This window comes from Nitratireductor sp. CH_MIT9313-5 (assembly GCF_037029545.1).
Taxonomy (GTDB): Bacteria; Pseudomonadota; Alphaproteobacteria; order Rhizobiales; family Rhizobiaceae; genus Chelativorans.
Window position 1 is genome coordinate 37,659 of sequence record NZ_JAYMER010000008.1, and the last position, 21,895, is coordinate 59,553.

Annotated in this window: 23 protein-coding genes; 12 read left to right on the top strand and 11 right to left on the bottom strand. The window is 63.3% G+C overall.

The window, feature by feature from the left end; translation table 11 throughout:
* From WA367_RS00860 to WA367_RS00880, 5 genes are all read left to right on the top strand, one after another.
* Positions 1 to 663, top strand: coding sequence for a conjugal transfer protein TrbF (locus WA367_RS00860; RefSeq protein ID WP_336054985.1), 663 nt, complete (start codon positions 1 to 3; stop codon positions 661 to 663).
* Positions 664 to 683: 20 nt separating this feature from the next.
* Positions 684 to 1,508 carry a P-type conjugative transfer protein TrbG gene (trbG, locus tag WA367_RS00865; protein ID WP_336054973.1) on the top strand — a complete coding sequence of 275 codons (825 nt, stop codon included), beginning with the start codon at positions 684 to 686 and terminating at the stop codon, positions 1,506 to 1,508.
* A 3-nt stretch (positions 1,509 to 1,511) separates the two neighbouring features.
* On the top strand, positions 1,512 to 1,979 hold the full coding sequence (trbH, locus tag WA367_RS00870; protein WP_106573610.1) for a conjugal transfer protein TrbH: 468 nt from the start codon (positions 1,512 to 1,514) through the stop codon (positions 1,977 to 1,979).
* Positions 1,976 to 3,277 (top strand): IncP-type conjugal transfer protein TrbI, encoded by a 1,302-nt coding sequence (gene trbI / locus WA367_RS00875; protein ID WP_336054974.1) that lies wholly within the window; start codon positions 1,976 to 1,978, stop codon positions 3,275 to 3,277. The genes trbH and trbI overlap by 4 nt, the downstream gene beginning before the upstream one ends.
* A gap of 80 nt (positions 3,278 to 3,357) precedes the next feature.
* Positions 3,358 to 4,062, top strand: a complete 705-nt coding sequence (locus WA367_RS00880) for an autoinducer binding domain-containing protein (protein WP_336054975.1) — start codon at positions 3,358 to 3,360, stop codon at positions 4,060 to 4,062.
* A 23-nt stretch (positions 4,063 to 4,085) separates the two neighbouring features.
* Here WA367_RS00880 and WA367_RS00885 read toward each other — a convergent pair whose 3' ends face one another.
* The 6 genes from WA367_RS00885 to traA all read right to left on the bottom strand — a co-directional run bounded on the left by WA367_RS00885 (position 4,086) and on the right by traA (position 11,716).
* Positions 4,086 to 4,424: a transcriptional repressor TraM gene (locus tag WA367_RS00885; protein WP_106573606.1), complete on the bottom strand. Its 339-nt coding sequence runs from the start codon at positions 4,422 to 4,424 to the stop codon at positions 4,086 to 4,088.
* A 290-nt stretch (positions 4,425 to 4,714) separates the two neighbouring features.
* Positions 4,715 to 5,374 (bottom strand): acyl-homoserine-lactone synthase, encoded by a 660-nt coding sequence (locus WA367_RS00890; protein WP_106573605.1) that lies wholly within the window; start codon positions 5,372 to 5,374, stop codon positions 4,715 to 4,717.
* An 83-nt stretch (positions 5,375 to 5,457) separates the two neighbouring features.
* A complete protein-coding gene (locus WA367_RS00895; RefSeq protein WP_106573604.1) occupies positions 5,458 to 6,207 on the bottom strand; it encodes a LuxR family transcriptional regulator in 750 nt (249 codons plus the stop codon).
* Between the two features lie 517 nt (positions 6,208 to 6,724).
* Positions 6,725 to 7,876, bottom strand: coding sequence for a conjugal transfer protein TraB (locus tag WA367_RS00900; RefSeq protein WP_245414232.1), 1,152 nt, complete (start codon positions 7,874 to 7,876; stop codon positions 6,725 to 6,727).
* Between the two features lie 4 nt (positions 7,877 to 7,880).
* Complete coding sequence (gene traF / locus WA367_RS00905; protein ID WP_106573602.1) at positions 7,881 to 8,414, bottom strand: conjugative transfer signal peptidase TraF; 534 nt, start codon at positions 8,412 to 8,414, stop codon at positions 7,881 to 7,883.
* Entirely contained in the window at positions 8,411 to 11,716 is a 3,306-nt protein-coding gene (gene traA / locus WA367_RS00910; RefSeq protein ID WP_106573601.1) for a Ti-type conjugative transfer relaxase TraA, read from the bottom strand. Before traA ends, traF begins: the two co-directional genes overlap by 4 nt.
* Before the next feature lie 251 nt (positions 11,717 to 11,967).
* Here traA and traC point away from each other — a divergent pair, with 251 nt between their 5' ends.
* From traC to WA367_RS00930, 4 genes are all read left to right on the top strand, one after another.
* Positions 11,968 to 12,231 (top strand): conjugal transfer protein TraC, encoded by a 264-nt coding sequence (gene traC / locus WA367_RS00915; RefSeq protein WP_223006686.1) that lies wholly within the window; start codon positions 11,968 to 11,970, stop codon positions 12,229 to 12,231.
* 4 nt (positions 12,232 to 12,235) lie between these two features.
* On the top strand, positions 12,236 to 12,451 hold the full coding sequence (gene traD / locus WA367_RS00920; RefSeq protein ID WP_223006746.1) for a type IV conjugative transfer system coupling protein TraD: 216 nt from the start codon (positions 12,236 to 12,238) through the stop codon (positions 12,449 to 12,451).
* On the top strand, positions 12,438 to 14,351 hold the full coding sequence (gene traG / locus WA367_RS00925) for a Ti-type conjugative transfer system protein TraG (protein WP_336054976.1): 1,914 nt from the start codon (positions 12,438 to 12,440) through the stop codon (positions 14,349 to 14,351). Before traD ends, traG begins: the two co-directional genes overlap by 14 nt.
* Before the next feature lie 111 nt (positions 14,352 to 14,462).
* Positions 14,463 to 14,729 (top strand): WGR domain-containing protein, encoded by a 267-nt coding sequence (locus tag WA367_RS00930; RefSeq protein WP_336054977.1) that lies wholly within the window; start codon positions 14,463 to 14,465, stop codon positions 14,727 to 14,729.
* 88 nt (positions 14,730 to 14,817) lie between these two features.
* Here the strand turns inward: WA367_RS00930 and WA367_RS00935 are convergent, their stop codons facing one another.
* The 4 genes from WA367_RS00935 to WA367_RS00950 all read right to left on the bottom strand — a co-directional run bounded on the left by WA367_RS00935 (position 14,818) and on the right by WA367_RS00950 (position 18,018).
* The gene (locus WA367_RS00935) at positions 14,818 to 15,135 is read right to left on the bottom strand and encodes a DUF736 domain-containing protein (protein ID WP_223006688.1); all 318 of its coding nucleotides are present in this window, start codon (positions 15,133 to 15,135) and stop codon (positions 14,818 to 14,820) included.
* A gap of 589 nt (positions 15,136 to 15,724) precedes the next feature.
* Positions 15,725 to 16,666, bottom strand: coding sequence for a hypothetical protein (locus tag WA367_RS00940; protein WP_336054978.1), 942 nt, complete (start codon positions 16,664 to 16,666; stop codon positions 15,725 to 15,727).
* Positions 16,666 to 17,598 (bottom strand): ArdC family protein, encoded by a 933-nt coding sequence (locus WA367_RS00945; protein WP_336054979.1) that lies wholly within the window; start codon positions 17,596 to 17,598, stop codon positions 16,666 to 16,668. Before WA367_RS00945 ends, WA367_RS00940 begins: the two co-directional genes overlap by 1 nt.
* 234 nt (positions 17,599 to 17,832) lie before the next feature.
* Positions 17,833 to 18,018, bottom strand: coding sequence for a hypothetical protein (locus WA367_RS00950; RefSeq protein ID WP_106573446.1), 186 nt, complete (start codon positions 18,016 to 18,018; stop codon positions 17,833 to 17,835).
* A gap of 275 nt (positions 18,019 to 18,293) precedes the next feature.
* Between WA367_RS00950 and WA367_RS00955 the strand changes: the two genes are divergently transcribed.
* From WA367_RS00955 to WA367_RS00965, 3 genes are read left to right on the top strand one after another with little or no spacing between them, the layout of a single operon-like run.
* Positions 18,294 to 18,773 carry a DUF6932 family protein gene (locus WA367_RS00955; RefSeq protein WP_106573445.1) on the top strand — a complete coding sequence of 160 codons (480 nt, stop codon included), beginning with the start codon at positions 18,294 to 18,296 and terminating at the stop codon, positions 18,771 to 18,773.
* The gene (locus WA367_RS00960) at positions 18,770 to 20,047 is read left to right on the top strand and encodes an XRE family transcriptional regulator (RefSeq protein WP_106573444.1); all 1,278 of its coding nucleotides are present in this window, start codon (positions 18,770 to 18,772) and stop codon (positions 20,045 to 20,047) included. Before WA367_RS00955 ends, WA367_RS00960 begins: the two co-directional genes overlap by 4 nt.
* A complete protein-coding gene (locus WA367_RS00965) occupies positions 20,034 to 21,119 on the top strand; it encodes a beta family protein (RefSeq protein WP_106573443.1) in 1,086 nt (361 codons plus the stop codon). Before WA367_RS00960 ends, WA367_RS00965 begins: the two co-directional genes overlap by 14 nt.
* Here WA367_RS00965 and WA367_RS00970 read toward each other — a convergent pair.
* Positions 21,073 to 21,678, bottom strand: a complete 606-nt coding sequence (locus WA367_RS00970; RefSeq protein WP_106573456.1) for a sce7726 family protein — start codon at positions 21,676 to 21,678, stop codon at positions 21,073 to 21,075. The genes WA367_RS00965 and WA367_RS00970 overlap by 47 nt on opposite strands.
* Positions 21,679 to 21,895 lie beyond the last annotated feature (217 nt).

The following is a 21,895-nucleotide window of genomic DNA, read 5'->3' on the forward strand; positions in this document are numbered from 1 at the left end:
ATGGCCGCAAAGAGCCCACCGGAAAATCCCTACCTTGCCGCACGCCAGGAATGGAACGAGCGCTACGGCTCGTATGTGAAAGCGGCCGCGTCCTGGCGCATCGTCGGCGTGACGGGGATGCTGATGGCGGTGATTGGCTTCTCCTATGCGCTTTATCAGAGCACGCAGGTGCAGCTGGTGCCCTACATCGTGGAAGTCGATCGGCTCGGCACGGCGGTGAGCGCCGGCTTCCCGCAACAGATCGAATATGCCGACCCTCGCGTCGTGCGTGCCACGCTTGGCAGCTTCGTAAGCAATTTCCGTTCGGTCACGCCCGATGCCGTGGTCCAGAAGCAATATATCGACCGCACCTATGCGCACTTGCGCGCCGCCGATCCGGCGACCGAGAAGGTCAACGCCTGGTTTCGGGGCAACTCTCCGTTCGACCGCGCCCGCACGATGACGGTGGCCATCGAGGTCACGAACATCGTGCCGCTTTCCAACCAGAGCTACCAGGTCGACTGGACGGAATATGAGCGCGACCGGCAGGGCAGGGAACAGGACGTAAAGCGGTTTCGGGGCGTCGCCACGGTCACCCTGACGCCGCCCCAGGACGAGGCAGTCATCCGCCTCAACCCGATCGGCCTTTACCTCATAGATTTCGACTGGACGGCGCAGCTGTGAGTGCCCGGAGGATCCCTTTCATGAACATACCCAGACTCCGGAGCGCAGCATTCTGCACCGGGCTTGTTTTCTCGACAATTGCAGTGCCGGCCCTGGCACAGCCCCTGAGTGTCAACGAACAGCGTGGCACGAGCCTCTCCAGCCAGTGGCAGCAAGGGCAGGGGGTCGTGACGCGCGGCCCCGACGGTAAGGTCATCTTCCTCTTCGGCCAGGTTCAGCCATCGGTGGTCTGCTCGCCGCTGCAGGTGTGCGACATCGAACTCCAGCCGGGCGAAATCGTACGCGACGTGTTGCTCGGCGACACTGTGCGCTGGAAGGTCGAACCGGCGACGTCGGGCGCGCCGGGCAGCCAGGCAGTGCATCTGATCGTCAAACCATCGGAACCCGGCCTCGTCACCTCGATGGTGGTGACGACCTCGCGGCGCACCTACCACATCCAGCTCAAGTCCCATCAGACGAACTACATGGCGCGGGTCGGCTTCGACTATCCCGAAGACGTCAATGCGCGCTTCGCCGAGATTGCCGCGCGCATGGAGGCGAGCATCGTGCCCGGCGCCGGCGTGCCGGCGGAGCAGCTCAATTTCTCGTTTCGTGTGAGCGGAACGGCGAGATGGCGGCCGACCCGCATCTACAGCGACGGCCAGAAAACCTACATCCAGTTCCCCTCGTCGCTGTCGGGCCAGGATGCGCCGGTGCTGTTCGTGGTTTCCGGCGGCGAGAACCGGATCGTCAACTACCGCATGAACGGCACCATGATGGTGGTCGACTATTACATCGACAGGGCGATCCTCGTCTCGGGCGTCGGACGCTCTCAGGAGAAAATCACGATCAGGCGGGGAGGGTAGGGGATGCACCGTTCGATTTTCCTACCTCGCCTGGTGGTTTTCGTGCTGTGCGCCGCACTGCTGGCCGGGTGCCAGACACTGGGCGGTGCGGGTCTGGTCACGAGTTCGGCAACCGCAGAGCTCACCCCGGAGGCGGCGTCCGCGATCGCCGGCGACATGGTCGGGCGGCTTGCCGAGCAGGTCGGTCCAGGCACGACGACGATCCAGCTTGAGCCGGACGGCTCGATGTTCGGCGAGGCGCTGGAGTCTTCGCTCAGGGAATGGGGCTATGCCGTCGCCACGGACCAGGTGACGGAGGGGACGAATACCATTGCCCTCGCCTATGTCGTCGACACATTCGAAGGCAGCATCCTGGTCCGGTTGTCGACCCACGCGCTCGATCTCACACGCATGTACCAGATGGGCGGGGAGGGGGCGACGCCGATCTCGCCGCTGTCGATGATGCAGCGCGATGGAAGGGAGCCGTCATGACCGAGAGTCTCAAGCTCGGCGGCTCCGATCTCGCTGGCGGGCCGAGAATCCGGCGCCTCAATCGCCTGCCGATCGTCGTCGCGATCGTGCTGGTGGTGCTTTTCCTTGCCGCGATTTTCTATGGCCTGTCTTCGCGCGGTCTTCGCCTGGGCGATGACGATGCAGCGTTCACACCTGGGTCCCGACCGGCCTCGACCCATGCCGACCAGCTCAAGGAGGGTGTGCCGGACGGGATTATCGATGAACCGGCCCAAGCGCAGCCGCTCCCGGTCCCCCTCGAGCGCACGGAGCCAGAGGAAAACCCGTTCATGCCGAAGCCACCGGAAGCGTCCACGGCCGAACGGCAACGGGCGGCACTGGAGCCCGAAGAAATATGGCGCGCGCGCCTCGAGCGAGAGCAAGAAGAACAGCTCATGCGCGAGCTCCACCGTCAGCGCATGGCGCGATATCAAGCCAATGACGCGGCGTTCGATTCCCCGATCGCCGTTTCGCTGGGCGGCCTTTTGGCTGACGCCAACGACGGCACGAACGTGGCGCCTGGCGATCCGCAATCGTCGACAACGCGGCCGCAGAGCGCGCTCGACCTCTACGCCGCCGCCATGGAGGCGGGCGTTGGTGGCGCCACGGACGCGAACGGGCAAGCGGCCAAGGAGCGCTTCTTCAATCAGGACATCCGGGATCTGGGATATCTTCCCAATCCGGTCCTCGGTCAGATCTCGCCCTTTGAGCTCAAGCGCGGTTCGGTCATCCCGGCAACGCTCGTCACGGGCATCAACTCGGACCTTCCCGGGCGGATCACGGCTCAGGTCTCGCAAAATGTCTATGACAGCGCGACGGGCCGGCACCTTCTCATCCCGCAAGGATCGAAACTCTTCGGCCGCTACGATTCCGAGGTCACGTTCGGGCAGGACGGCGTGCTTGTGATCTGGACCGACCTCATTTTTCCGAACGGATCGACGCTCCAGATCGGCGGGATGGCGGGAACCGACGCCGCCGGCTATGGCGGGTTCCGGGACCAGGTCGACAACCACTATTTGCGCACGTTCGGCTCGGCGATCCTCGTCGCTCTGATCGGGGCCGGCACCGAAATGATGCTGCCGCAGGACCGCAACAGCTTCGGCACCGCCAACAGCGCCGAGGACGCCGCCAGGCGCTCCTTCGCCGAAACCTTCGGTCAGATCTCCGAGCAGACGGTCTCGCGCAACCTCAACGTCCAGCCGACACTCGAGATCCGTCCGGGCTACCGGTTCAACGTCCTGGTCGACCAGGGCATCGTCTTCCCCGGGTCGTATCGGTAGCGATGACCCAGTTCGTATTCAGCGCGCCGTGCAGAAGGGTCGCCTTCTCTCGCGGGGCTTGCCATTGGACACGCCTGCCATTGAACGCCAATCTGCTCAATCTCATCGACAGGCTTTCGCTGCCGCTTGACGAGCGTGCGGCTCGCCGGTCCTTGCGGGATTTTGCGGACGATACAGGGTTCGATTTCTTCGCCTATCTCTATCTTCGTGGTCCGGAGAGCTTCGCGGTCTCGAACTATCCGCGCGCCTGGCAGGAGCTTTATGTGCAACGGGAGTTCATCCGGGTCGATCCGGTGGTGACCAAGGCAAAGCACGGACCGCCGTTGTTCTCATGGTCGGCGGATGAGGCGCGTCGCAACGGACGAAGGGACGTGATCAGGTTCTTCATCGAGGCCGACCGGTTCGGCATCAGGTCTGGAATCTCGATTTCGATTCCCGTGGGGTTCAGGGACCGCATGGTGTTCACGCTTGCGAGCGGGAGGCCTGTATCGAAACTGAGCGAGGACATCGATCCGGTCACCGCTGCGGTCTCCGTCGCCTTCGTGCACTCCCGACTGGGAGGTGAACGTGGCGACGCGTCGCTAGCGACCGGCATCCGGCTATCGCCGCGCGAGGCTGAGTGCCTGCGCTGGTTCGCGGAGGGGATGTCGATGGCCGATATCGCTCTCATGCTCGACATCTCGTATCGCTCCGTTCGGTCCTATATCGACGCGGCTACGAACAAGCTGGGCGCCGCCAACAACCGGCAGGCAGGTACGATTGCTACACGAATCGGACTAATATGACCGTGGTCATGCCAGCTAGCCGGCTAATTGATCACTGGGCGCTGCCCGTCGACCTCAGGAACGAACCCGAGGCGCTCGACCACCAGGCTCACGACCTGATGCTGCGCATGAAGGTTGAGCATGGCGATCCGGTAGTCGTGCCTCAACTGCCCCAGATGCTCGTCTGTCGAACCGGCGGCGTCAAGCTGGCTGACCTCCTCGAACAGCTCCTGGGCCTTCTGCAACCGGCTCCTGTTCTCCCGAATGACCGCGACGGCCACCTGTGCCAGCTCTTTCTCACTCAGCTCGGCCAGGAGGGCGTTGATGACACTGGATGTCGCCGCCGGGCCGGGTCCGATGTCGACGTCTGGTTTTGTTCGCATTCAATCCCTGCGGCTTGGTTCGCGGTGCGCCCCCGCAAACTATAAAGACCATGACCCCAAGCCGGGGGTTAGAAAACCGCCACAGACGGTCCCTGCGACCTTTAGCACGAGTGCCTGGACATGCGTCGCAGGCCCCCGGCCGTGGCCAGAGGATCCTTGGTGTCGCGTCAGCCGACACCTGCTCTGTGGTGGGGTTTCTAAGCCCCAAGGCGGCGCGTACCGCCTCGGAGCCCTTATAGGACATGGTTGCCGCGTCGACCAGAGAACCATGTCACAAAAGCGAGGGTCGATTAGGCGTGGCGGGGGATTGGGGTCTGCCGCGGCTCTACATTCGCCAGCACAGGCGCGAGAAGTCTGCCGGCTTCGCCCAATCGCTCGCGCATGTCGTCTGACATGTCGAACACGCCGGCATAGGTCATCGTCCTGCCGATGCGCGTGGGGGTGCCGATGACCTCGAAGACGCAATCGATCGTGCGAAAGATTCGCGCCATTCGCGCGTCGAAGACGGATACGACGTGCTCGACACCAGCCCGCTGGCAAGCCTCGACGATGCCGCACAAGAGCTCGATTGTCGTGCGGTTGACGACATGGTTGGCTTCCGCACGTTCGCATGTGTTGAACGCGGCAGGATTTACGGCGAACCGGGAGCTTTCCCAGATGAGGGGGCTCGCCGGCGCCCCGCCCGGCACAAGAACCGGAAAGACGTCGCGCAACATGTTCGGGCCGGTGGTTGGCAGCAATCTCACGGCGCCCAGGAGCGCTCCGGTCCGGTCGTCCAGCGACAGAAGGTAAAGGGGATCTTCGGCGTCGAAGCGGTCTACCTCCCTGCCATCGGTGACGGTGACATCCCATTCAAGCCGGTCGGCGAATACCGCCGCCCGCATCCGAAACATCTCGTCGATCAGGGTTGGATGACGGTCGCGCTCTGCGCCCTCGACGATGGTGATCATGGTGTTGCTCCTTGCGTTTGTTAAAAACGCTGAAGCAACTAGACCCCGGGAGATGGCCTCGAAATCCGGCGCATCTGCCGGATTTACGGCAGTTGAGTGAGCAGACTAGCCTTGCCGGCTTTGTTGACCGCATGGGTGTTGTTGGCGGCACCTAGCTTGTGGCGGGCGCTCTCAAGATAGCAGCGCACGGTGTGCTCCGACAGACCGAGGATAACGGCGGTCTCCCACGCCGTCTTTCCCTCGGCTACCCACAACAGGCACTCTCGCTCGCGCGGGGACAGCCTGGCCTGCTCCACGGTCTTCCCCTCCAACCGCAGAATCGCCTGGTGCATATGGAGCGCCAGCATTTGGAAGTCGCGCATGTAGTGGAGTCGGAGGTACCGCCAGTCGCGATCGCTGGCGTCGCTCGTGATCGAGACCAGCGCTCTATCACCATGCTGGCCGTGGACGGGCAGGGAGATGCCACGACGGCCGAGGCCGAACTCCTTTGCCTCCCCGAACAGGCGCCGAACGTCCTCGTCTGCCCGATCGAACTCGTCCCAGTCGATGGGCAGCATACGGCGCATACCGATCTGCACGGTCGGATCGATATCGACGAAGCGCTGGGCCTTGTAGTGATCAACCCATTCGTTCGAATAGGTCACGGCGAGATAGGGGGATTGTCCAGGCTGTGCAGTCACCCCAGCGCCCAGATAGGCCACCGTCTTCAGCCCATAGATGTCGAGCAGCCTACCCAAGAGTGCGGGAATCCCAGTCGCGTCGGTTAGCTCCCCAAGCTTTTCGAGCAGTTCGAACAGTTCCAGATCATCGGAATTTCGATCTCGTCGGTTCATGCTCGACGCCCTTTCTGCAGTGCTGTAGTGCGTACGACCGATGATCGTCGATCAAGGAAGACCGGACCAGGCGACATTCCTGCCCGGCGATGAATTCTATGCGGGCCCCACGGCCAGCCGCCGTTCGGGTGGCCGATCCGCTCACGTTCTGGTGGCCGCCGGCCGGCCGCCTTCCATCGTCGGTCGCATGCAAGACCTGGCGCACGCCCCGACGACATGGCGCCGAGCTTTGCCGTGCAGGGCGCCAACACCATGACGCTCGGGTGGTTCTGGTGGCGGCTCTAGATCGGCGCGTCGAGGAGACGTACTTTGTGTTGAATAGGTTGGAAATTGGGCCGAATAAAGATGATTTTTTCCATCATCTTTTAGAGGCACATTGGCTGCAGAAAATCAAGGAGAGGCCTTCGCAAATGCTCTCATGATCGGGTTGTACTTCCCCATTTGAGCTTGGTTCGCGCCATACGGCTTCCGGTCCCCTGACGCTTAACCGCACAGCCCGGCTAGTCATCTGCTCATCTCAGATGTTGAACGCCATGATAAGTGGAAGATCAAAGAGCCGTGCCCAGGCAATGGTTGCGGACTTCTGAATAGCGACGATGCTGGTGCCGTCTGTCCACCAGCCGTTTCCCGTCGCCACAATGATGTCGGGCGAGTAGAGTGCCGATTGCAGAAAGGGCGATACAATGAGCTGCTCGTAGCAGATCAACGGGGCAATCCGTGCGCCACCGAATTCGACGATCGGATTTGCGAAGAATTGGGCCCGCGCGCCACCGGACTTGCCGATCAGCGCTAGCCAGGGCTGCCACATCGAGACCGGCACCGGCATTCTCTGACGGTAGAGGATGCGCGCTCCCTCGCCCGAGACTTCGACCATGACATTGTCATAGCCCTGCTCGTCAACCAGGATCGCTCCGGCATTGACGGTGACGTCGACTCCCTTGAGCTCACGGACCCAAAGGCGTTCGACGGTCGGCGACCAGACACCGGCGGCACCCTCGGGCAGTACCACGATCTTGTTGCCTTGGGCCACTGCCGCCTTTACTGCGGCGATCGTCTCGCGATGCTGGAACAACTCTGCATATGTGCCGCGCTCACCCCCGAATTCCGTGTCGACACCGATCCAGCCATCAGGCAGGCTGGGATCCGTCCATGTTGCGGCGGACCAGGCAAACGCTCCTCCCAAGACGAGCGTTGTGATCGGCCAGACCTTTGTCGTCATGACGAGGAGGCCGATCGCTGTCGCTCCGAGCCCCCACCAACCCCAGCCCGGGAACACGATACCGGCGGCGGTGATCGGATGCGCCCACCCAACGATGCCGAAGGGCGGCACGCTCATGAGGACCGCTGCCATGGCATATCGCACAGTCCGCCCACTCCCCGGCCGGGACGTCCACAACACCGCATGTACGGAGACGAAGGCGAGCGATGCGCCGAGCCAGAGCGCGAGACCTTCGGCTGTCCCGCTGCCAAAGTAATTGACAACGCCCTGGGGGAGACCGCGTGAAGCCGCGAGGAAATACCCCGCCGATACAATGCCGGCGGCGATCGGCGAGGGAGCATTTGCCCACAGGGCGGGGAACGCTATGGCGAGCGGAAGGGTGAGGGGATTGCCGCTCCATGCGATTGCTCCGGCGGCAACGGCAAGCACCGTGAGACCGACAGTCTTCACGACGTCACGGGTGAATGGTGAGGACGGGCTGGGCCAGGCCGAGGACACCGGCGGCCGGGACCGGCCCGAAATATCTCGAGTCATAGGAACCTGCGAAATCAGAGTGGAGGAAGATGCGACCGGGCGGCACGACGCCGCCGGCGAAGGGAATGAGCGCCCTGCCCTCGCCGTCAGCAGCGCGCAGCTCCGATCCTGCGAGCGGCACGCCGTCGACGGAAACGGAACCGGCGATCTCCACGCGCTGTCCCTGTGTCGCAGCGACTGTCTTGATCATCGGGCTCAGCCATCCCGAACAGAGCCCCGACCGCAGATATCCTCGCTGCCGCGCGAGCGTGAACACAGGTGTTGGCGGTGGGCAGATCATTATGAGATCGCCGACGGCAACCTCACGGTCGAGCGGCGCGATCCGCCAGATTCCGAGCGGGTAGCTCGAGGTAAGATTGAAGCGCAGGCTACCTAAATAGCCGAGGGAGAACAGGCCGCTCACGACCGCGACGCCGATCCAGAGAACTGTGAGCGCCCGACGCCTGCGGGTCATTTGAGCACCTGGGACTGACGCTGGCTCTGTCGCAGCGCCTCGATCTCCTTTAGCGCCTTCACGGTGCGCTCGTGGGCAGCGAGTTGCTGGCCGGCGCGCATGATCGGCCAGGCCGCAGCGAGCTTTTCGCGTTCGGCCGTGGGCAGGCCGAGGGCTGCTCTCCTGAACACGGCGCCCTCAGTGTCGCGCGCGCCGTTCGAGAGCAATGTGCGTTCTCCGAACCGCTCGGACACCGCCTTGTTGAAGCCGTCGATTTCGGCTTTGGCCATGCGATCGGCGAGAGCGAAGCCGAGTGCTGCCGAGAGATCGTTGCGGTCGATTGCATCGCGCACCTGTTCGAGCACGACACGCGCAGCGGGTGAAAGCGCAGGAATATCGATCGAGACGCGACGGCGTAGCGCCGTTTCATCGGCCTCGAGCCTGCGCTTGGCCGCTTCACGCAAACGCAGGTAGCGCTCAACCTCGCGCCCGAGGGCCGGCACGTTCGCCTCGGCCTCGTGCCGCGCCTCGCGATCCACTCTGCCCGCCAGAAACCCTTCACGGCCGCGCAACGCGCCGATCGAAGCGGGTTCACGCGCAAGCAGTCCGAGACGCTCTGACGCAGTTGCCGGATCGGTGAGCATGGCGTCGAAGCGCATGGCGCCAAACGCCGCCTCCGGATCTGCGAAGACCATGCGGAACCGGTCGGAAACCTCCTCCCACTGTCTCGCGACCTCCTTTTCCGCATGGGCCTTCTCGGCTGCGACGTCGGCGACGGATCTGGAGAATGTGGTCACGCCCTTGACCATCGGCTCGGCCTCCTTCTTCGATTGGACCTCGGACAGGGTGGCGTCGAACAGCCCGATGCGGGCGCCGACGGCGCGAAGCATTCGGCCGAGATCGGCAAGGCGTCGCTTCTGGCGCAGCGTCCAGTCCAGCCGGTCGCGAGCGAGTGTGCGGGCGACCCGCATAAGCTGAAGTCCACGGCTGTTGGCGAAGCTGAGCGCCTGCCGGTAGAAGCGTCCAGCGGCATAGTCGAGGGTGGTTTCCTTGGCGTTCCGCCGCGACAGGAGCGTGTCGAGCCCACCCGCGATCTGGAACGACCGCGCGCCATAGAAGAGCTGAAGGTCCTCCCTGTGCCGGGTCATCGCGACATAGGTCAAATGCCGGTCCAGCGAGAGCGAGGCGAGCACCTTGACGCGATCGACGGTCGCGCCCTGGCTCTTGTGGATCGTGGTGGCGTAGCCGAGATCGAGATTGCGATAGAACCGCTCCTCGACCTCAACGCGGCGCCTGTCGGTGCCCTCGCCGATCTCGGCGACAATCGTGCCGGGCCCGGCTTCGACCACCCTGCCGATCATGCCGTTCTTGACGCCGAGCGCGCCGTCATTTCTGAGAAACACGATCTGGTCACCGGCGTCGAAATTCCGTCGCCCCTCTTCCGTCTGGAACACGTAGCCCTCGCCGACAATCCCACGTTCGACCAGCCTTTCGCGGGCGAGCCGGTTGAGTTCGCGCACGTCACGACGCAGATGGGCCAGGATGAGCGTGGATTTCTTGGGATCGTATTCGCGGTTCCAGGATGCGATCAGGCTGTCGACCGCCTGGGCCTTGAGCTTCTCCCCGATCACCATGCCGTGGCCCCTATAGGCCGAGAGCGCCGCCGTCACATTACCGCGCGCCAGATCGAGCGAGGCGGTGCGCATCCAGGCGTCCTTCTGGCGGTAGATCGTCTCGAGCTCTGCATAGCCTGTGCGCTCGACGATGGCGCGGAAGGCAGCACCTGACTCGATCGGCTGGAGCTGCTCTGCATCGCCGACAAGCACCAGCTTGGCGCCAGCCTTCGAGACCGCCTCGACGAATGTCGCCATCTGTTTCGACGCGACCATGCCGGCTTCGTCCAGGACAAACACGGTCTTCCCATCGAGGCGCCGGCGGCCCTGTTTCCAGGCTAGCTCCCACGACGCCAGAGTACGCGAAGGGATCCCAGCTTCCGTCTCGAGGCCCTCGGCCGCCTTACCGGCCAGCGCGCCCCCGACCACCGTGTAGCCTGCCACCTCCCATGCCTCGCGCGCCGCGCGCATCATGGTCGTCTTGCCGGCGCCGGCGCGGCCGACAACGGTGGCAATCCGCGCGCCGGAGCTCACGTGCGCGATTGCCGTGCGCTGCTCCTCCGACAGACGGTCGTGACGCGCGAACACGTCGGCAACGATCTTCTCCCGGACGCCAAACCCCTTCGCCTTCACGAGCGCGGACGCCCGGGACACCATCTCCGCTTCGAGGCGGATCAGTTCGCGCGTGGTGAGCCTGTCCGGCAAGCGCGCGCCGGTCACAAAGTCGACCGCCCCGGTTTCGAGGCGAAGACAATCCGGGCTCTGAAGAATCCGCGCCAGGAGCTGCTGGAAGGCACCGGGATCGTCGACATAGCGGTGCAGCACCTTGGCGATGTCGCGCTCATCGAACACGCTCTTTTCGCGGCTGACGAGATCGAGCACGATGTCCGGCCGGGCCTGAATGCGCTCGGCGTTCACCGCGCGCGCAGCCGCATGCGAAGCGAGACGTTCGAGCCTGGGTGCCCTGCCCTCGCGCGTTGCCCGGCGCTCGATCGCCTTTGCGCCCGGGCCGATATGGGGCGTGGGCACAAGGTCGATGCCGCGCTCCGCATAGGATCGTCCGTCGACGCGGATCTCGAAGCCGCCCAACGCGAGGTGCTGGTTCTGAAGATCGAGCCAGCGTTGCCGCTGCTCGAGGAACTCGGCCTTCTCGCCCGCCCAGAGACGATACTGGATCTTTCCGTTCTTCGTGCGGATCGCCTGGCCGTCCGCTCCGATCACGGCGACCTTCTTTGCCCCGAAGCCGCTCTCGGTCAGGGGGCGCAGCGTCGTCATCAGATGCACATGCGGATTGCCTGGATCGTCGTGATAGACCCAGTCGGCGACCTGCCCGCGGCCGAGCACCTGCTCATGGACAAACTGGCGCACTAGCGCGGTGTTCTGCGCCTTCGACAGTTCCACCGGCAGGGCGATGATGAACTCCTTGGCGAACTGCGCGTCGGCGCGTTTTTCAAAGGCCTCGACCTTGTTCCAGAACGCTTCGGCGGCGCCCGCGGTCGAGCGGTCGGCGATCATCTCGCGCGCCCATTTGGGCGCATCGGCGGGAAGCAGGAATTCCTCGTGAGCGAGATTGCGCTTGCCCGAATAGTCGACGGTCCTCGCCTCGGCCGCATGCTCCATCTTCGCGCAGTGCCGATAGGCGGCCGACAGCACGGCACTGCGCCCGTCGGCACGTCCGATGATCTGGGGCGTGAAATGCGTGATGGCCACGGTGAGAGTGATCCCGGCGGTTGAACGACATGCGTTCCGCAGGCCACGCCTCTCCCGGGCGGGTCCGGGCGCGGAACGTCGCGTCAGCGACGTATTACTGCGCCCTTGGGGCATTCCTTCGGAACGCCGGGATGATCTCTCAAAGCGTCGGCTTCGCCGACCCGTCATTTCTGCCGGGTCGCGCTGCGCGCGATCCCGGCCGATCCTCGCCATCGCCACAACGCGAATGGTCGAGAAGGAAGACTACCGGAATGAAGAAGCCGTCATCGAAGATCAGAGAAGAAATCGCCAGGCTGCAGGAGCGGCTCAAGCAGGCCGAAACGCGCGAGGCCGAGCGCATCGGACGGCTCGCCCTCAAGGCAGGACTCGGCGATATCGAGATTGAGGAGCGCGCGCTTGTGACCGCGTTCGAGGAACTCGCGGCGCGGTTTCGCAAGGGGAGCGGACGGGCGGTCAGGCCAGCATCCGCGCCGGTCGCGTCTGGCGCGGCTCATGGGCCGTCTGGCGAGGCTTGAGCGGATGCGACAGGCAAACCAGTCAGAGGCGCGCAAGAAGGATACGCGCGAGAAGATCCAGCTCGGTGGGCTGATCACCAAGGCCGGGCTTCGTTACGAGAAGCGCGCTCTGCTGCTCGGCCTGCTGATCGACGGCGCCAGCCGAATCAGGACCGACGAAGCCGAGCGCGCGCGGCTGACGGCGATCGGGATGAAGGTGTTCGCCGATGACCCCGACTAAGCTCGCCTTGCTTCTTGCCCCGGTCATAATCATGACTGGTGCCTGCCTCGCCCTGACAGGCATAGAGCATTGGCTCGCAGGCTTCGCCCGCGCGCCGGACGCGCGCCTGATGCTTGGCCGGATCGGCATCGCGCTGCCCTACGCGGCGGCCGGCGGGACCGGTGTCGTCTTTCTCTTTGCGGCCAGGGGCGCGATCTCGATCCGGCTCGCGGGCTGGGGGGTCGTCGCCGGCACGCTGGTGGTGATCACAATCGCTGCGGTCCGCGAGATCGGCAGGCTCGCCGCATTTGCTGCAACGGTGCCGCCAGGCACATCGATCGTCGAATACATTGACCCCGCCACGCTGACGGGGGCGGTTGTTGCGGCGGTCGCCGGCGTGTTCGGTCTGCGCGTCGCCCTGCGCGGCAATGCCGCTTTCGCGTCGGCCGCGCCCCGCCGGGTCTGGGGCAAACGTGCCATCCATGGGGAGAGCGCGTGGATGACCATCTCTGCGGCCCGGCGCCTCTTTCCCGAGGCCGGCGGCATCGTCGTCGGCGAGGCCTGCCGCGTCGACAGGCAGGCGGACGGCGGGCGCGGTTTCCGCGCCGACGACCGCGAGACATGGGGTGCTGGGGGAAAATCGCCGCTGCTGTGTTTCGACGGTTCGTTCGGCTCCTCGCACGGGCTGGTCTTCGCCGGGTCGGGCGGCTTCAAGACCACCTCGGTCACAGTCCCGACCGCGCTCAAATGGGGCGGCGGGCTTGTTGCGCTCGATCCGTCGAACGAGGTCGCGCCGATGGTGATCGGGCACCGGCGCAAGGCCGGCCGATCGGTCTTCGTCCTCGACCCGAAGGAGCCGGGCACCGGCTTCAACGTGCTTGACTGGATCGGGAGGTTCGGCGGGACAAAAGAGGAAGACGTGGTGGCGGTCGCCACCTGGGTCGTGACCGACACGGCCCGCCAGGCTTCGATCCGCGACGACTTCTTTCGCGCGTCCGCGCTTCAGCTGATCACCGTGCTGATCGCCGATGTGTGCCTGTCGGGGCATACGGAAAAGGAAAACCAGCATCTGCGGCAGATGCGAGCGAACCTCTCTGAGCCAGAGCCCAAGCTGCGCGAGCGGCTGCAGCTGATCTACGACAACTCCGAATCCGCATTCGTCAAAGAGAACGTGGCACCCTTCATCGCCATGACGCCCGAGACCTTCTCCGGCGTCTACGCCAATGCGGTCAAGGAGACGCATTGGCTTTCCTATCCGAACTATGCCGCGCTGGTTTCCAGCAACAACTTCTCGACCGACGATCTGGCGGACGGCGACACAGACGTCTTCGTCAATCTTGATCTCAAGACGCTCGAGGCGCATCCCGGCCTGGCGCGCACCATAATCGGCGCCCTTGCCAATGCGATTTACAACCGGAACGGCAGGGTAAAGGGGCGCACCTTGTTCCTGCTCGATGAAGTCGCACGGCTTGGATATCTGCGCATCCTCGAGACCGCTCGGGACGCCGGCCGCAAATACGGCATCAGCCTGCTGATGCTGTTCCAGTCCATTGGCCAGATGCGCGAAACCTATGGCGGGCGCGACGCGACTTCGAAATGGTTCGAGTCGGCCTCGTGGATATCATTCGCCGCAATCAACGACCCGGAGACCGCCGATTACATCTCGCGGCGCTGCGGCAACACGACGGTCGAAGTCGACCAGCTCAGCCGGACGTCGCGCATGTCGGGTTCCTCGCGCACGCGCTCGCGGCAGCTCTCCGCGCGGCCACTGATCCTTCCGGAAGAGGTGCTGCGCATGCGCGGAGACGAGCAGATCGTGTTCACCTCAGGCAACCCGCCGCTGCGATGCGGCCGCGCCATCTGGTTCCGGCGAGACGATATGATCTCGGTCGTTGGGGAGAACCGGTTTCACCGGACGTAGTCGCCAAGAATCGCGCAAGGGTTCTCGGCATCAATGCCATGAATCGATGACCGTTCATCGATTCAAGAAAGTCGTTGGACGCCGCTTCCGTAGGAAGCGAGACTCCCCAGCATGAAAGATCTACATCCGGTTCATCTTCGCCGTATCGACCCGTCGCAGAACATGCGGCGGTTCTACAGCATTTCCCTTCAGCCCACATTGTTTGGAGGAGCGTCCCTCGTGCGCGATTGGGGTCGGATCGGAACGCGCGGACAGTCGATGATCGAAACCTTCGACACACCCGCTGAGGCCGGCGATGCGATGACTCGGCTCGAACGGAGGAAGCGGCGCCGGGGCTATCTTGACCCGCAAGTCTCGCGGAGCGGCAGGCGGGAGTGAAGTGGACGACCGGTGTCGCATCTGGCGGCCGTCGTTTCGTCGACACAGAAATGGCCCCGCCTTCGCGGCGGGGCCGTTTGGGACCTCGTCAGTCTCGGTTGCCGTTGGGGCGGGACCAGATGAGCTGCACGCCTTCCTGGCCTTCCACTTCGATCAGGGTGGCGTAGATCGGAGCCGGGAAGCTCGGGTCGTCCAGCTTGACCGAAAGGTAGTCGCGTTCGGTCTGCTTGGCCTGTTTCTGCCACGCCGCACCCAGCTCAACTGCATTCGAGTAGATGCGGAAATGTGGTCCGTTCTCGGAAGGGTTTTCGACGCGCTCGAAGCGGGCCTTGACGTTGAGCGTTAGAGTTTTGATCGCACCCGTGAATCCGGTCTTGGTGGTGGTGAAGGTGCCGATGTTTGCCATTGTCGTGTTCCTTTCGAAGTTTCGAGCCGCGCCCATCGCGGTCTCGATGGCTGTCGAAAAGATCGGGAACGACCGGCACGCACCTGAAAGGCCGCAATGAAATGGAGGACGGCCGGGATGAACTTTCTTGGTTCGCGAGGAATGCGAACGTCGGTTCGCAGGGGAAGAAAGTTCCGGACGGGCGTTGCGAGATGCCGGACGAGGCGGAGCCGGTTCCCGGTCAGACATGCCCCATCGAGACCGCGCCGGGCGAGCTCCAGGACATCGAGGCGAAGGAAACACGACCACGGCGTCCTGGCCCGGAGCCATTGCTATTCCGCGACACCGGTTGGTGGGATCAATCGCGCCCTCTGCGCCGGCGACGTTCACGGCAGGCCGCGCCCCTGCAACGGGCCCTATTCGCTCGTTCTCGCGCGCACGACGAGCGATGCCGTGAGCAGTCGGCCGAAGCACATAACCATCGCCCTGACCGTCCTCCGCTGGTCAGCCAGCTTCGGCAGAGTTACGCTTCTGGCATCCGCTGGAAGCCCGATGCCCGATGCCCACGATATCCCGCGACCTGACGGCATTCGAAAAGATCGAAGGCTGGCTAGACACCACACATGCCCTCGCACTCGTTCGGCCACAGGTCGAGTTGCCCATGGTCGGACAGCGTCGACAGATCGGCTTCGTCAAGGGGAACGGCGGACCGATGGAGAAAGACCTGTCCCCGAATGCCGCGCAAACCCGTCCTGATGGCTCGATCGACCTCGACCGCATCGGACCAGGCAGCGGCATCATGATCGCGCATGGCACGCCAGCGCGCGTTATCGTGAAACGGACAGCCGATGCAGGCCGATTTCGGCGGTTGAGGGTAATCGTGGCGGCGCAGCCAGGCGTGGCAGTCCCATCGGCTCATGCGCATCTCGATCAACGGCCAGCGGTTGACCTGCCAGGTTTCGCGGCTCGGCTTCACGCGCATGATCTCATCGCACGAGATTCCGATCCATTGCTCGACAACAGCATGGCCGGGCGAGCGCTTCCGGGCGAGCCCCGCAAGTTCCCTGACTTTCCGCCGGATCGGTACGATCTTGAAATCCGTGGTGCATTGACGCCGGATCATGCCGACGGAAACCGTGTCGCGTGTTGTGCGCCGTGTGGAGACCTCGACGAGCGCACCGGCCGCATCCTCGTCGAATACGGGCACGGCGGATCCCACCGGAGTGACGGTTTTGGCGAACGCTGGAATCGACGCCCAGCGTTTACCCTTTGCGGCTCGCATGAGCTGATCACGTATGTTGCCCGCCGAAACGACATGGACGGGAAACGGCAGGACGTTGGGCGATCCCAGCCAGTTGAGATGGTCATAGACCGCCTTGGGCTCCCAGCCGGTATCGGCGAATATCGCGCAATCGGGCATCGGGCCGATTTCGCGATGGGCGGCCATCAGCGCCAGGGTGGTCGATTGGACGCCGGCGCCGAGCGATAGCACGCGCAGTCGGATGGCGGAGGGCTCGATGCCCTCCGCAGCAGCATTCGAAAAGGAAAGCATCAGGCCGCCTCCAACTGTCCCGTGCCGGTGGCGGAGGGCTGCAGACCGTGCAGATAGGTCACGGCCCGTTGCGCATGGGCGGCGGCCTGAAAGATTGCTCTTCGGTCGTCGGAAAGGACCCGCAACCAGCTCGCCACATACGACGCATGGTCCGGCCGCGGTTCAAGCTCGGGAACGATGCCGAGGTCGGCGCAAAGCAGTGCCGAGCCAATCTCGGCGACGAGCTCTTCGCGCGCGCGCTCGGTCTTGTCCCTGGCGTAGCGGCTCAGATCGCGGCCAACCCGGTCGGGCCTCGAGGTCCAGTGGACTGTTTCGTGACTGAGCACCGCGACGTAGGATTCAGCATCCCGGAAGGCCTCGAAGGGCGGCATCTGGATGTGATCGCTTGCCGGCGCGTAGAAGGCCCGGGCGCCGCCATGCCGGATCACGGCCCCGGTACTGGCGAAGAACCGGTCGGCATGTTCGATCCGCTCGACAGGATCGATGACCTTCTCGGGTCGGTGGTAATAGTGATCGGGAAGCCCGTCGATCTGATCGCAATTGAAGACGGTGTACGTTTTGAGGAACGGAATATCGCGCTCCAATTCCTCGCCCTGCGCGTCAGTCTCGGTTTTCGTGAACCGGCTCGCATAGACGACCGTCGCGCCGGTTTCGCCCTTGCGGACTTGTGCGCCGATCTGAGCCGCCTGCCGATAGGTCATCCAGAGCGGCGCGGTGAACCCGCGCGCCAGGCTCTCCGACCACAGCAACAGGACGTTGATGCCGGTGTATGGTTCACCGGTGTGGCGCAGCGGCCGGGTGATCCGGCCGTCGACATGGCCGACGCTCCAGGGTTTCACCCACGGCCGCACGCCCTTCTCCAGATCGGCAACGATCTTTTGCGTTATGCGCGCGTAGATATCGGTCTTCGCGCCCTTTTCTTTCCTGCTCATTACAACCTCCGTTTCTGGAGGCCGCGCCGATCGCGGCCCCGTCACGGGGCCGGTTCAGGCGGAGCTTCAGGGCGCGCCTGCACCCGCAGGGCCGGACCGAAGGGGAGGACGGCGCAAGCCGTTGCCGGCGCGGCCGGCTCTGCCCAGGCCACCGACCGGGACGGGCTGCGGGAGGACGAGACAAGCGCGGCGACGCCTGGCGCCGCCGCTGCGGAAAGTGAACCGAGAGCCGGTTCAGTGAACCGCGTGTCCACCGGTGTAGGGATCGTATTCGAAGAGGATGTCGACCTCGGCGTCGTCGACTTCGTCGGCGGGCAGCACCCCATATGCGTCGTCGGACTGGAAGAGGACCACCGGGGTCATCAGGGTGCGGGCGAGTCTCCAAGCGTGTTTCTGAGCGAGTGAAAGATCGTGCGACATCCGAGGCTCCATCGTTGGAGCGGGCCAATTCCCGCTCTGATGGCTCCGTCAGTGTGCGGCACGCGGACGCGATCACCGTGCAGGCGTCAGCCAAACGGCCGCAGCCTTGCTAGCGGACCCTTTACGGGTTGATCGTGGAAGTTCCGCGGCCGCACCAGGAATGCCATCCCTGAAGAGCGGGATTGACCCTCCCCGGGACTTGAAGCCCGTGTTGCGCGTTCTCGAGGGGGAAGCCGGGCTTGCTTTTCGTCTGATACAACATTATTGTTGTAACGATGATTCCTGCCCTCGTCCAATTGCCCGGCTCTCCGTGGCCTACACTGCCCGCCGGGATGCACGCGGCGAGTTTGGAGGACGTGGCGACTGCTTTCGCAACGAACGTTTGGCGGCGGGAGCTTTTCGAGGGGCTCGTTCTCGCCTCCGGCAAGCTGCGATTGGCGGGATGTGCGATGATATATCTCGACGGGAGCTATGTGACAGGCAAGCCGAGGCCTGGCGACTTCGATGCATGCTGGGACCCTATCGGGGTCAATCCGGCCAAGCTTGATCCCGTGTTCCTGGAATTTTCGAACGGTCGGGCAGGGCAGAAAGCGGCATTCAAGGGCGAGTTCTTTCCGTCCTCGATGATGTGCGCGGATGTCGGGCGGGCATTCGTCGATTTTTTCCAACTGGATCGTTTCACAGGAAAACACAAAGGGATCATCGCCATTTCGCTTTCGGCCGATCCGCTTCTCTCCGGGAAGGTGCAGCCATGATTTACAGCGACAAACAGTATGGCGTATCGAGTGCCCAACTAGCCAAGTTGCAAGACGCCCTTGCTGCTGCGAAAGCGCGCGCATCGGATCAGCATTGGCTCAAGCAGGCGGAAATTGATGGGCTCGAAAGCCAAATCGCCGATATAGAGGCGGAGCTTGCTGAATACGATCTGCTGAAATCCGGCCAGGTCTCGTTCTCGAAAACCTATGCGCTTGAAGAATTGCCGCATGTGCTGGTGCAGGCACGAATTGCCTCCGGAATGAGTCAAACGGACCTCGCCCAGAGACTTGGCATGAAGCCGCAACAGGTGCAGCGCTACGAGGCGACCGACTACATGGGCGCAAGCCTTGGGCGGCTGATCGAGATTTCGAAGACGCTCGGTGTGAAGGCGTCGGGAAGTTTTGAGGGACCGAGGCAGGCTGGCGGATCCGTGTTCGCGTGGGGTGATGCCGATGATATCGTCTGGGGGCAGTTTCCCAACAAGGAGATGATCAAACGCAGGTGGTTTGATCTGCCCCGCGGCGCAAACCCGATCGAGCGCGTCAAGGAGTACTTCCTGCACGCGGCCGGACCGCAATTCGCGACAGTCTTCCATCGCAAGAAGATGCGCAGCGGAAACGTGCCGAACGAATACGCCCTACTCGCGTGGCAGGCGCGCATTCTTGAGCGCGCGCGTAGCAAGATCGAAGCAGAAGAGATCGGGACGTTCGAACTCGATGACCGGTGGCTGCCGGAACTGGTGCATCTCACGAAAAGGAAGGACGGGCCGAAGCGTGCCCGCGATCTGTTGGCAGAGAAAGGCATCGTTCTCGTCGTCGAGCGTCACCTGCCAGGGTCGTATTTGGACGGCGCTGCCATGCTCGCTGATGGTGAGACACCAGTTGTGGGCCTTACGCTACGCTATGATCGACTGGATAATTTCTGGTTTGTGCTGTTGCATGAGCTCGGTCATGTCTTCCTGCACCTCTTCGACGGTTTGCGGTTCGACTTCTTCGACGAAGAGGACGGCAATGACGGTGATGCGATCGAGGCGCAGGCTGACAAATTCGCACTCGACGCGCTGATACCGGAAGCATTGTGGGATCAGTGTCTGTCCCGCTTCGCCCTTTCGGAAGAGGCGGTGAGGATCGACGCGGAGACGATCGGGATCGATCCGAGCATCATCGCGGGGCGCATCAGGAAGGAGCGCGGCAACTACACCATCCTGAACAATCTGGTTGGTCGGGACCAGGTGCGCTCGCAGCTAGAGGAGGCGAGCGATGATCTTGACTGAGGATATGTATGTTCCGGCGTTGCGGTGGCGTCAGGGCGAATACCAGGCGCTCGCCCGCCTTGCCGCCGTCGCCAAGGACCGTATCGTGCCCTATGTCACGATTCCAGAAGTCGAATTCGATTTCGAGTTGTGGCAGCCGAAGAAGACGGTTCAGGAGCATGTGCATCCGTTCGCCGCTCGCTTCAAGGCCAAGTGGGGGCAACGGCCAGCGTGGGTAGGCGTGCATCCCAGTATTTCCGGCAACCCCATGGGCGACGGCCGCGACATCTTCACATACGTGTTCGAAGCCATGCGGACATTCCAGGCAAATGCGATGCCCGCCGTTCCTCTCGATGCCTCCTCAGCCATGGTCGCATCGGTTGCAGGAATCGTTGCGACCGATGACCTTGGAGCGGCTATCACAGTTCGGCTGGAGGATCTGATGAAGCCCCATGCGCGAATGCGCATCGAGGCTTTGACCGCAGCGCTTGGTGTATCGCTCGACGAAGTTGACCTCATTATCGATCTCGGCGCACCGAATTTTGAGCCCTACAATGCTTTTGCTGGCGCGCTCATTGCGGCAATGCAAAAGCTTGGGGATCTGCATGCCTTCCGCAATTTCGTCGTGATCGGCACGGCGATACCGGAAACGTTCAAGGATGTTGCCAAGGGCGCCGACCAGCTCCCGCGTCACGACTGGCTCTTCTATCGGGCGCTGCTCGGCAAGATGCCAGCCGGCGTTCGCCAGCCGAACTACGGCGACTACACGATCGTCCATCCAGAATTCAAGGCGTTGGATATGCGCATGATCAAGGCGGCCGGAAAGCTCGTCTATACGACGTCGTCGGCTTGGGAGGTGCGCAAGGGCGGGGCATTCAACGACAATCGTGCACAGATGCATGGTCACTGCGCGTCAATCGTAGCGTCGGGAAAGTTCGACGGTGCCGGCTATTCAAGCGGCGATGAATATATCGCAAGATGCGCGGTTCATAAGGAAGGACCGAGCAATCAGACGCGGTGGAAGGAGGTGGCGATCAACCACCACATCACGCGTGTGCTGGACGATCTCGCCACGCTTGGCGCTGCGCCATGAAAGTGCGAATGGAGGCGGTGATCTCGCGCAAGCTCATGGCTTCACATAGCATCTCGTAAAGCTGCCTTCTCGGCCGCCGGAGGTCCTTCGGCGCATATCCTGCCTGGCCCAAGAGTTCGATGACTTCATCGCGCCAGAGAAGATGCGCCATCATGACCGGATCGATCTCGGGATTGGCGATGGCGTTTCGCAATACATGAAAGCTGATACCGCCTCGTGGTCCCTGCTCCGCCACGATCACGCCGCACCATTCGGGGGCGTGACGCATGATGCTTGCGACATGCTTCGGCGCAGCGACGAGTGAGAGCTTTTGTAGCGTCTGGCGGTAGATGTCGATCTGCGTCGCGAACCGGTCCAGGTTGTCCTTGGCGCTCTTGATTTCATAGCCGTGGATACAGCCGTTGATGACGGCCACGTCGATACGACTTCGGGCGTGCGCAAGGCCCAGTTCGTCGATCACGAGCGTATCGGGATGAGATTTGGCGCGCCGCAATCGTTTGGCATGTAGCGCAGTGCGAATGTCTGCGTCTGTCGTTCCCAACTTTGTCATGGCCGCCATCGTCATCCCCCCAGCCCACTTTCTGCCGGAAGTTCTGCTTTGTGCCAAGGTGGCATTCTAACTCACCTGACATTTCTCGGGGGCGTCACCAGCGATGTGCACGCCGATCGAGCTCGACCCTGAAGACCGCTGTTCTGGCCGAATGCTTATTGTCGTAGCAATCTCTCGCGGGAAGGCAGCTATCGAACCGAACGGGCGGAGCCGGAGCTCCGCCCGA

Bases quoted from the DNA above. Each gene is read 5' to 3' on its own strand.
- WA367_RS00885 (WP_106573606.1), bottom strand. From the start codon at position 4,424: ATGCGAACAAAACCAGACGTCGACATCGGACCCGGCCCGGCGGCGACA.
- WA367_RS00945 (WP_336054979.1), bottom strand. From the start codon at position 17,598: ATGAGCAGGAAAGAAAAGGGCGCGAAGACCGATATCTACGCGCGCATA.
- WA367_RS00895 (WP_106573604.1), bottom strand. From the start codon at position 6,207: ATGAACCGACGAGATCGAAATTCCGATGATCTGGAACTGTTCGAACTG.
- WA367_RS00890 (WP_106573605.1), bottom strand. From the start codon at position 5,374: ATGATCACCATCGTCGAGGGCGCAGAGCGCGACCGTCATCCAACCCTG.
- traG (WP_336054976.1), top strand. From the start codon at position 12,438: ATGACCCCGACTAAGCTCGCCTTGCTTCTTGCCCCGGTCATAATCATG.
- WA367_RS00960 (WP_106573444.1), top strand. From the start codon at position 18,770: ATGATTTACAGCGACAAACAGTATGGCGTATCGAGTGCCCAACTAGCC.
- traC (WP_223006686.1), top strand. From the start codon at position 11,968: ATGAAGAAGCCGTCATCGAAGATCAGAGAAGAAATCGCCAGGCTGCAG.
- traD (WP_223006746.1), top strand. From the start codon at position 12,236: ATGCGACAGGCAAACCAGTCAGAGGCGCGCAAGAAGGATACGCGCGAG.
- WA367_RS00940 (WP_336054978.1), bottom strand. From the start codon at position 16,666: ATGCTTTCCTTTTCGAATGCTGCTGCGGAGGGCATCGAGCCCTCCGCC.
- trbI (WP_336054974.1), top strand. From the start codon at position 1,976: ATGACCGAGAGTCTCAAGCTCGGCGGCTCCGATCTCGCTGGCGGGCCG.
- WA367_RS00950 (WP_106573446.1), bottom strand. From the start codon at position 18,018: ATGTCGCACGATCTTTCACTCGCTCAGAAACACGCTTGGAGACTCGCC.
- WA367_RS00860 (WP_336054985.1), top strand. From the start codon at position 1: ATGGCCGCAAAGAGCCCACCGGAAAATCCCTACCTTGCCGCACGCCAG.
- trbH (WP_106573610.1), top strand. From the start codon at position 1,512: ATGCACCGTTCGATTTTCCTACCTCGCCTGGTGGTTTTCGTGCTGTGC.
- WA367_RS00965 (WP_106573443.1), top strand. From the start codon at position 20,034: ATGATCTTGACTGAGGATATGTATGTTCCGGCGTTGCGGTGGCGTCAG.
- WA367_RS00930 (WP_336054977.1), top strand. From the start codon at position 14,463: ATGAAAGATCTACATCCGGTTCATCTTCGCCGTATCGACCCGTCGCAG.
- trbG (WP_336054973.1), top strand. From the start codon at position 684: ATGAACATACCCAGACTCCGGAGCGCAGCATTCTGCACCGGGCTTGTT.
- WA367_RS00970 (WP_106573456.1), bottom strand. From the start codon at position 21,678: ATGGCGGCCATGACAAAGTTGGGAACGACAGACGCAGACATTCGCACT.
- traF (WP_106573602.1), bottom strand. From the start codon at position 8,414: ATGACCCGCAGGCGTCGGGCGCTCACAGTTCTCTGGATCGGCGTCGCG.
- WA367_RS00935 (WP_223006688.1), bottom strand. From the start codon at position 15,135: ATGGCAAACATCGGCACCTTCACCACCACCAAGACCGGATTCACGGGT.
- WA367_RS00955 (WP_106573445.1), top strand. From the start codon at position 18,294: ATGATTCCTGCCCTCGTCCAATTGCCCGGCTCTCCGTGGCCTACACTG.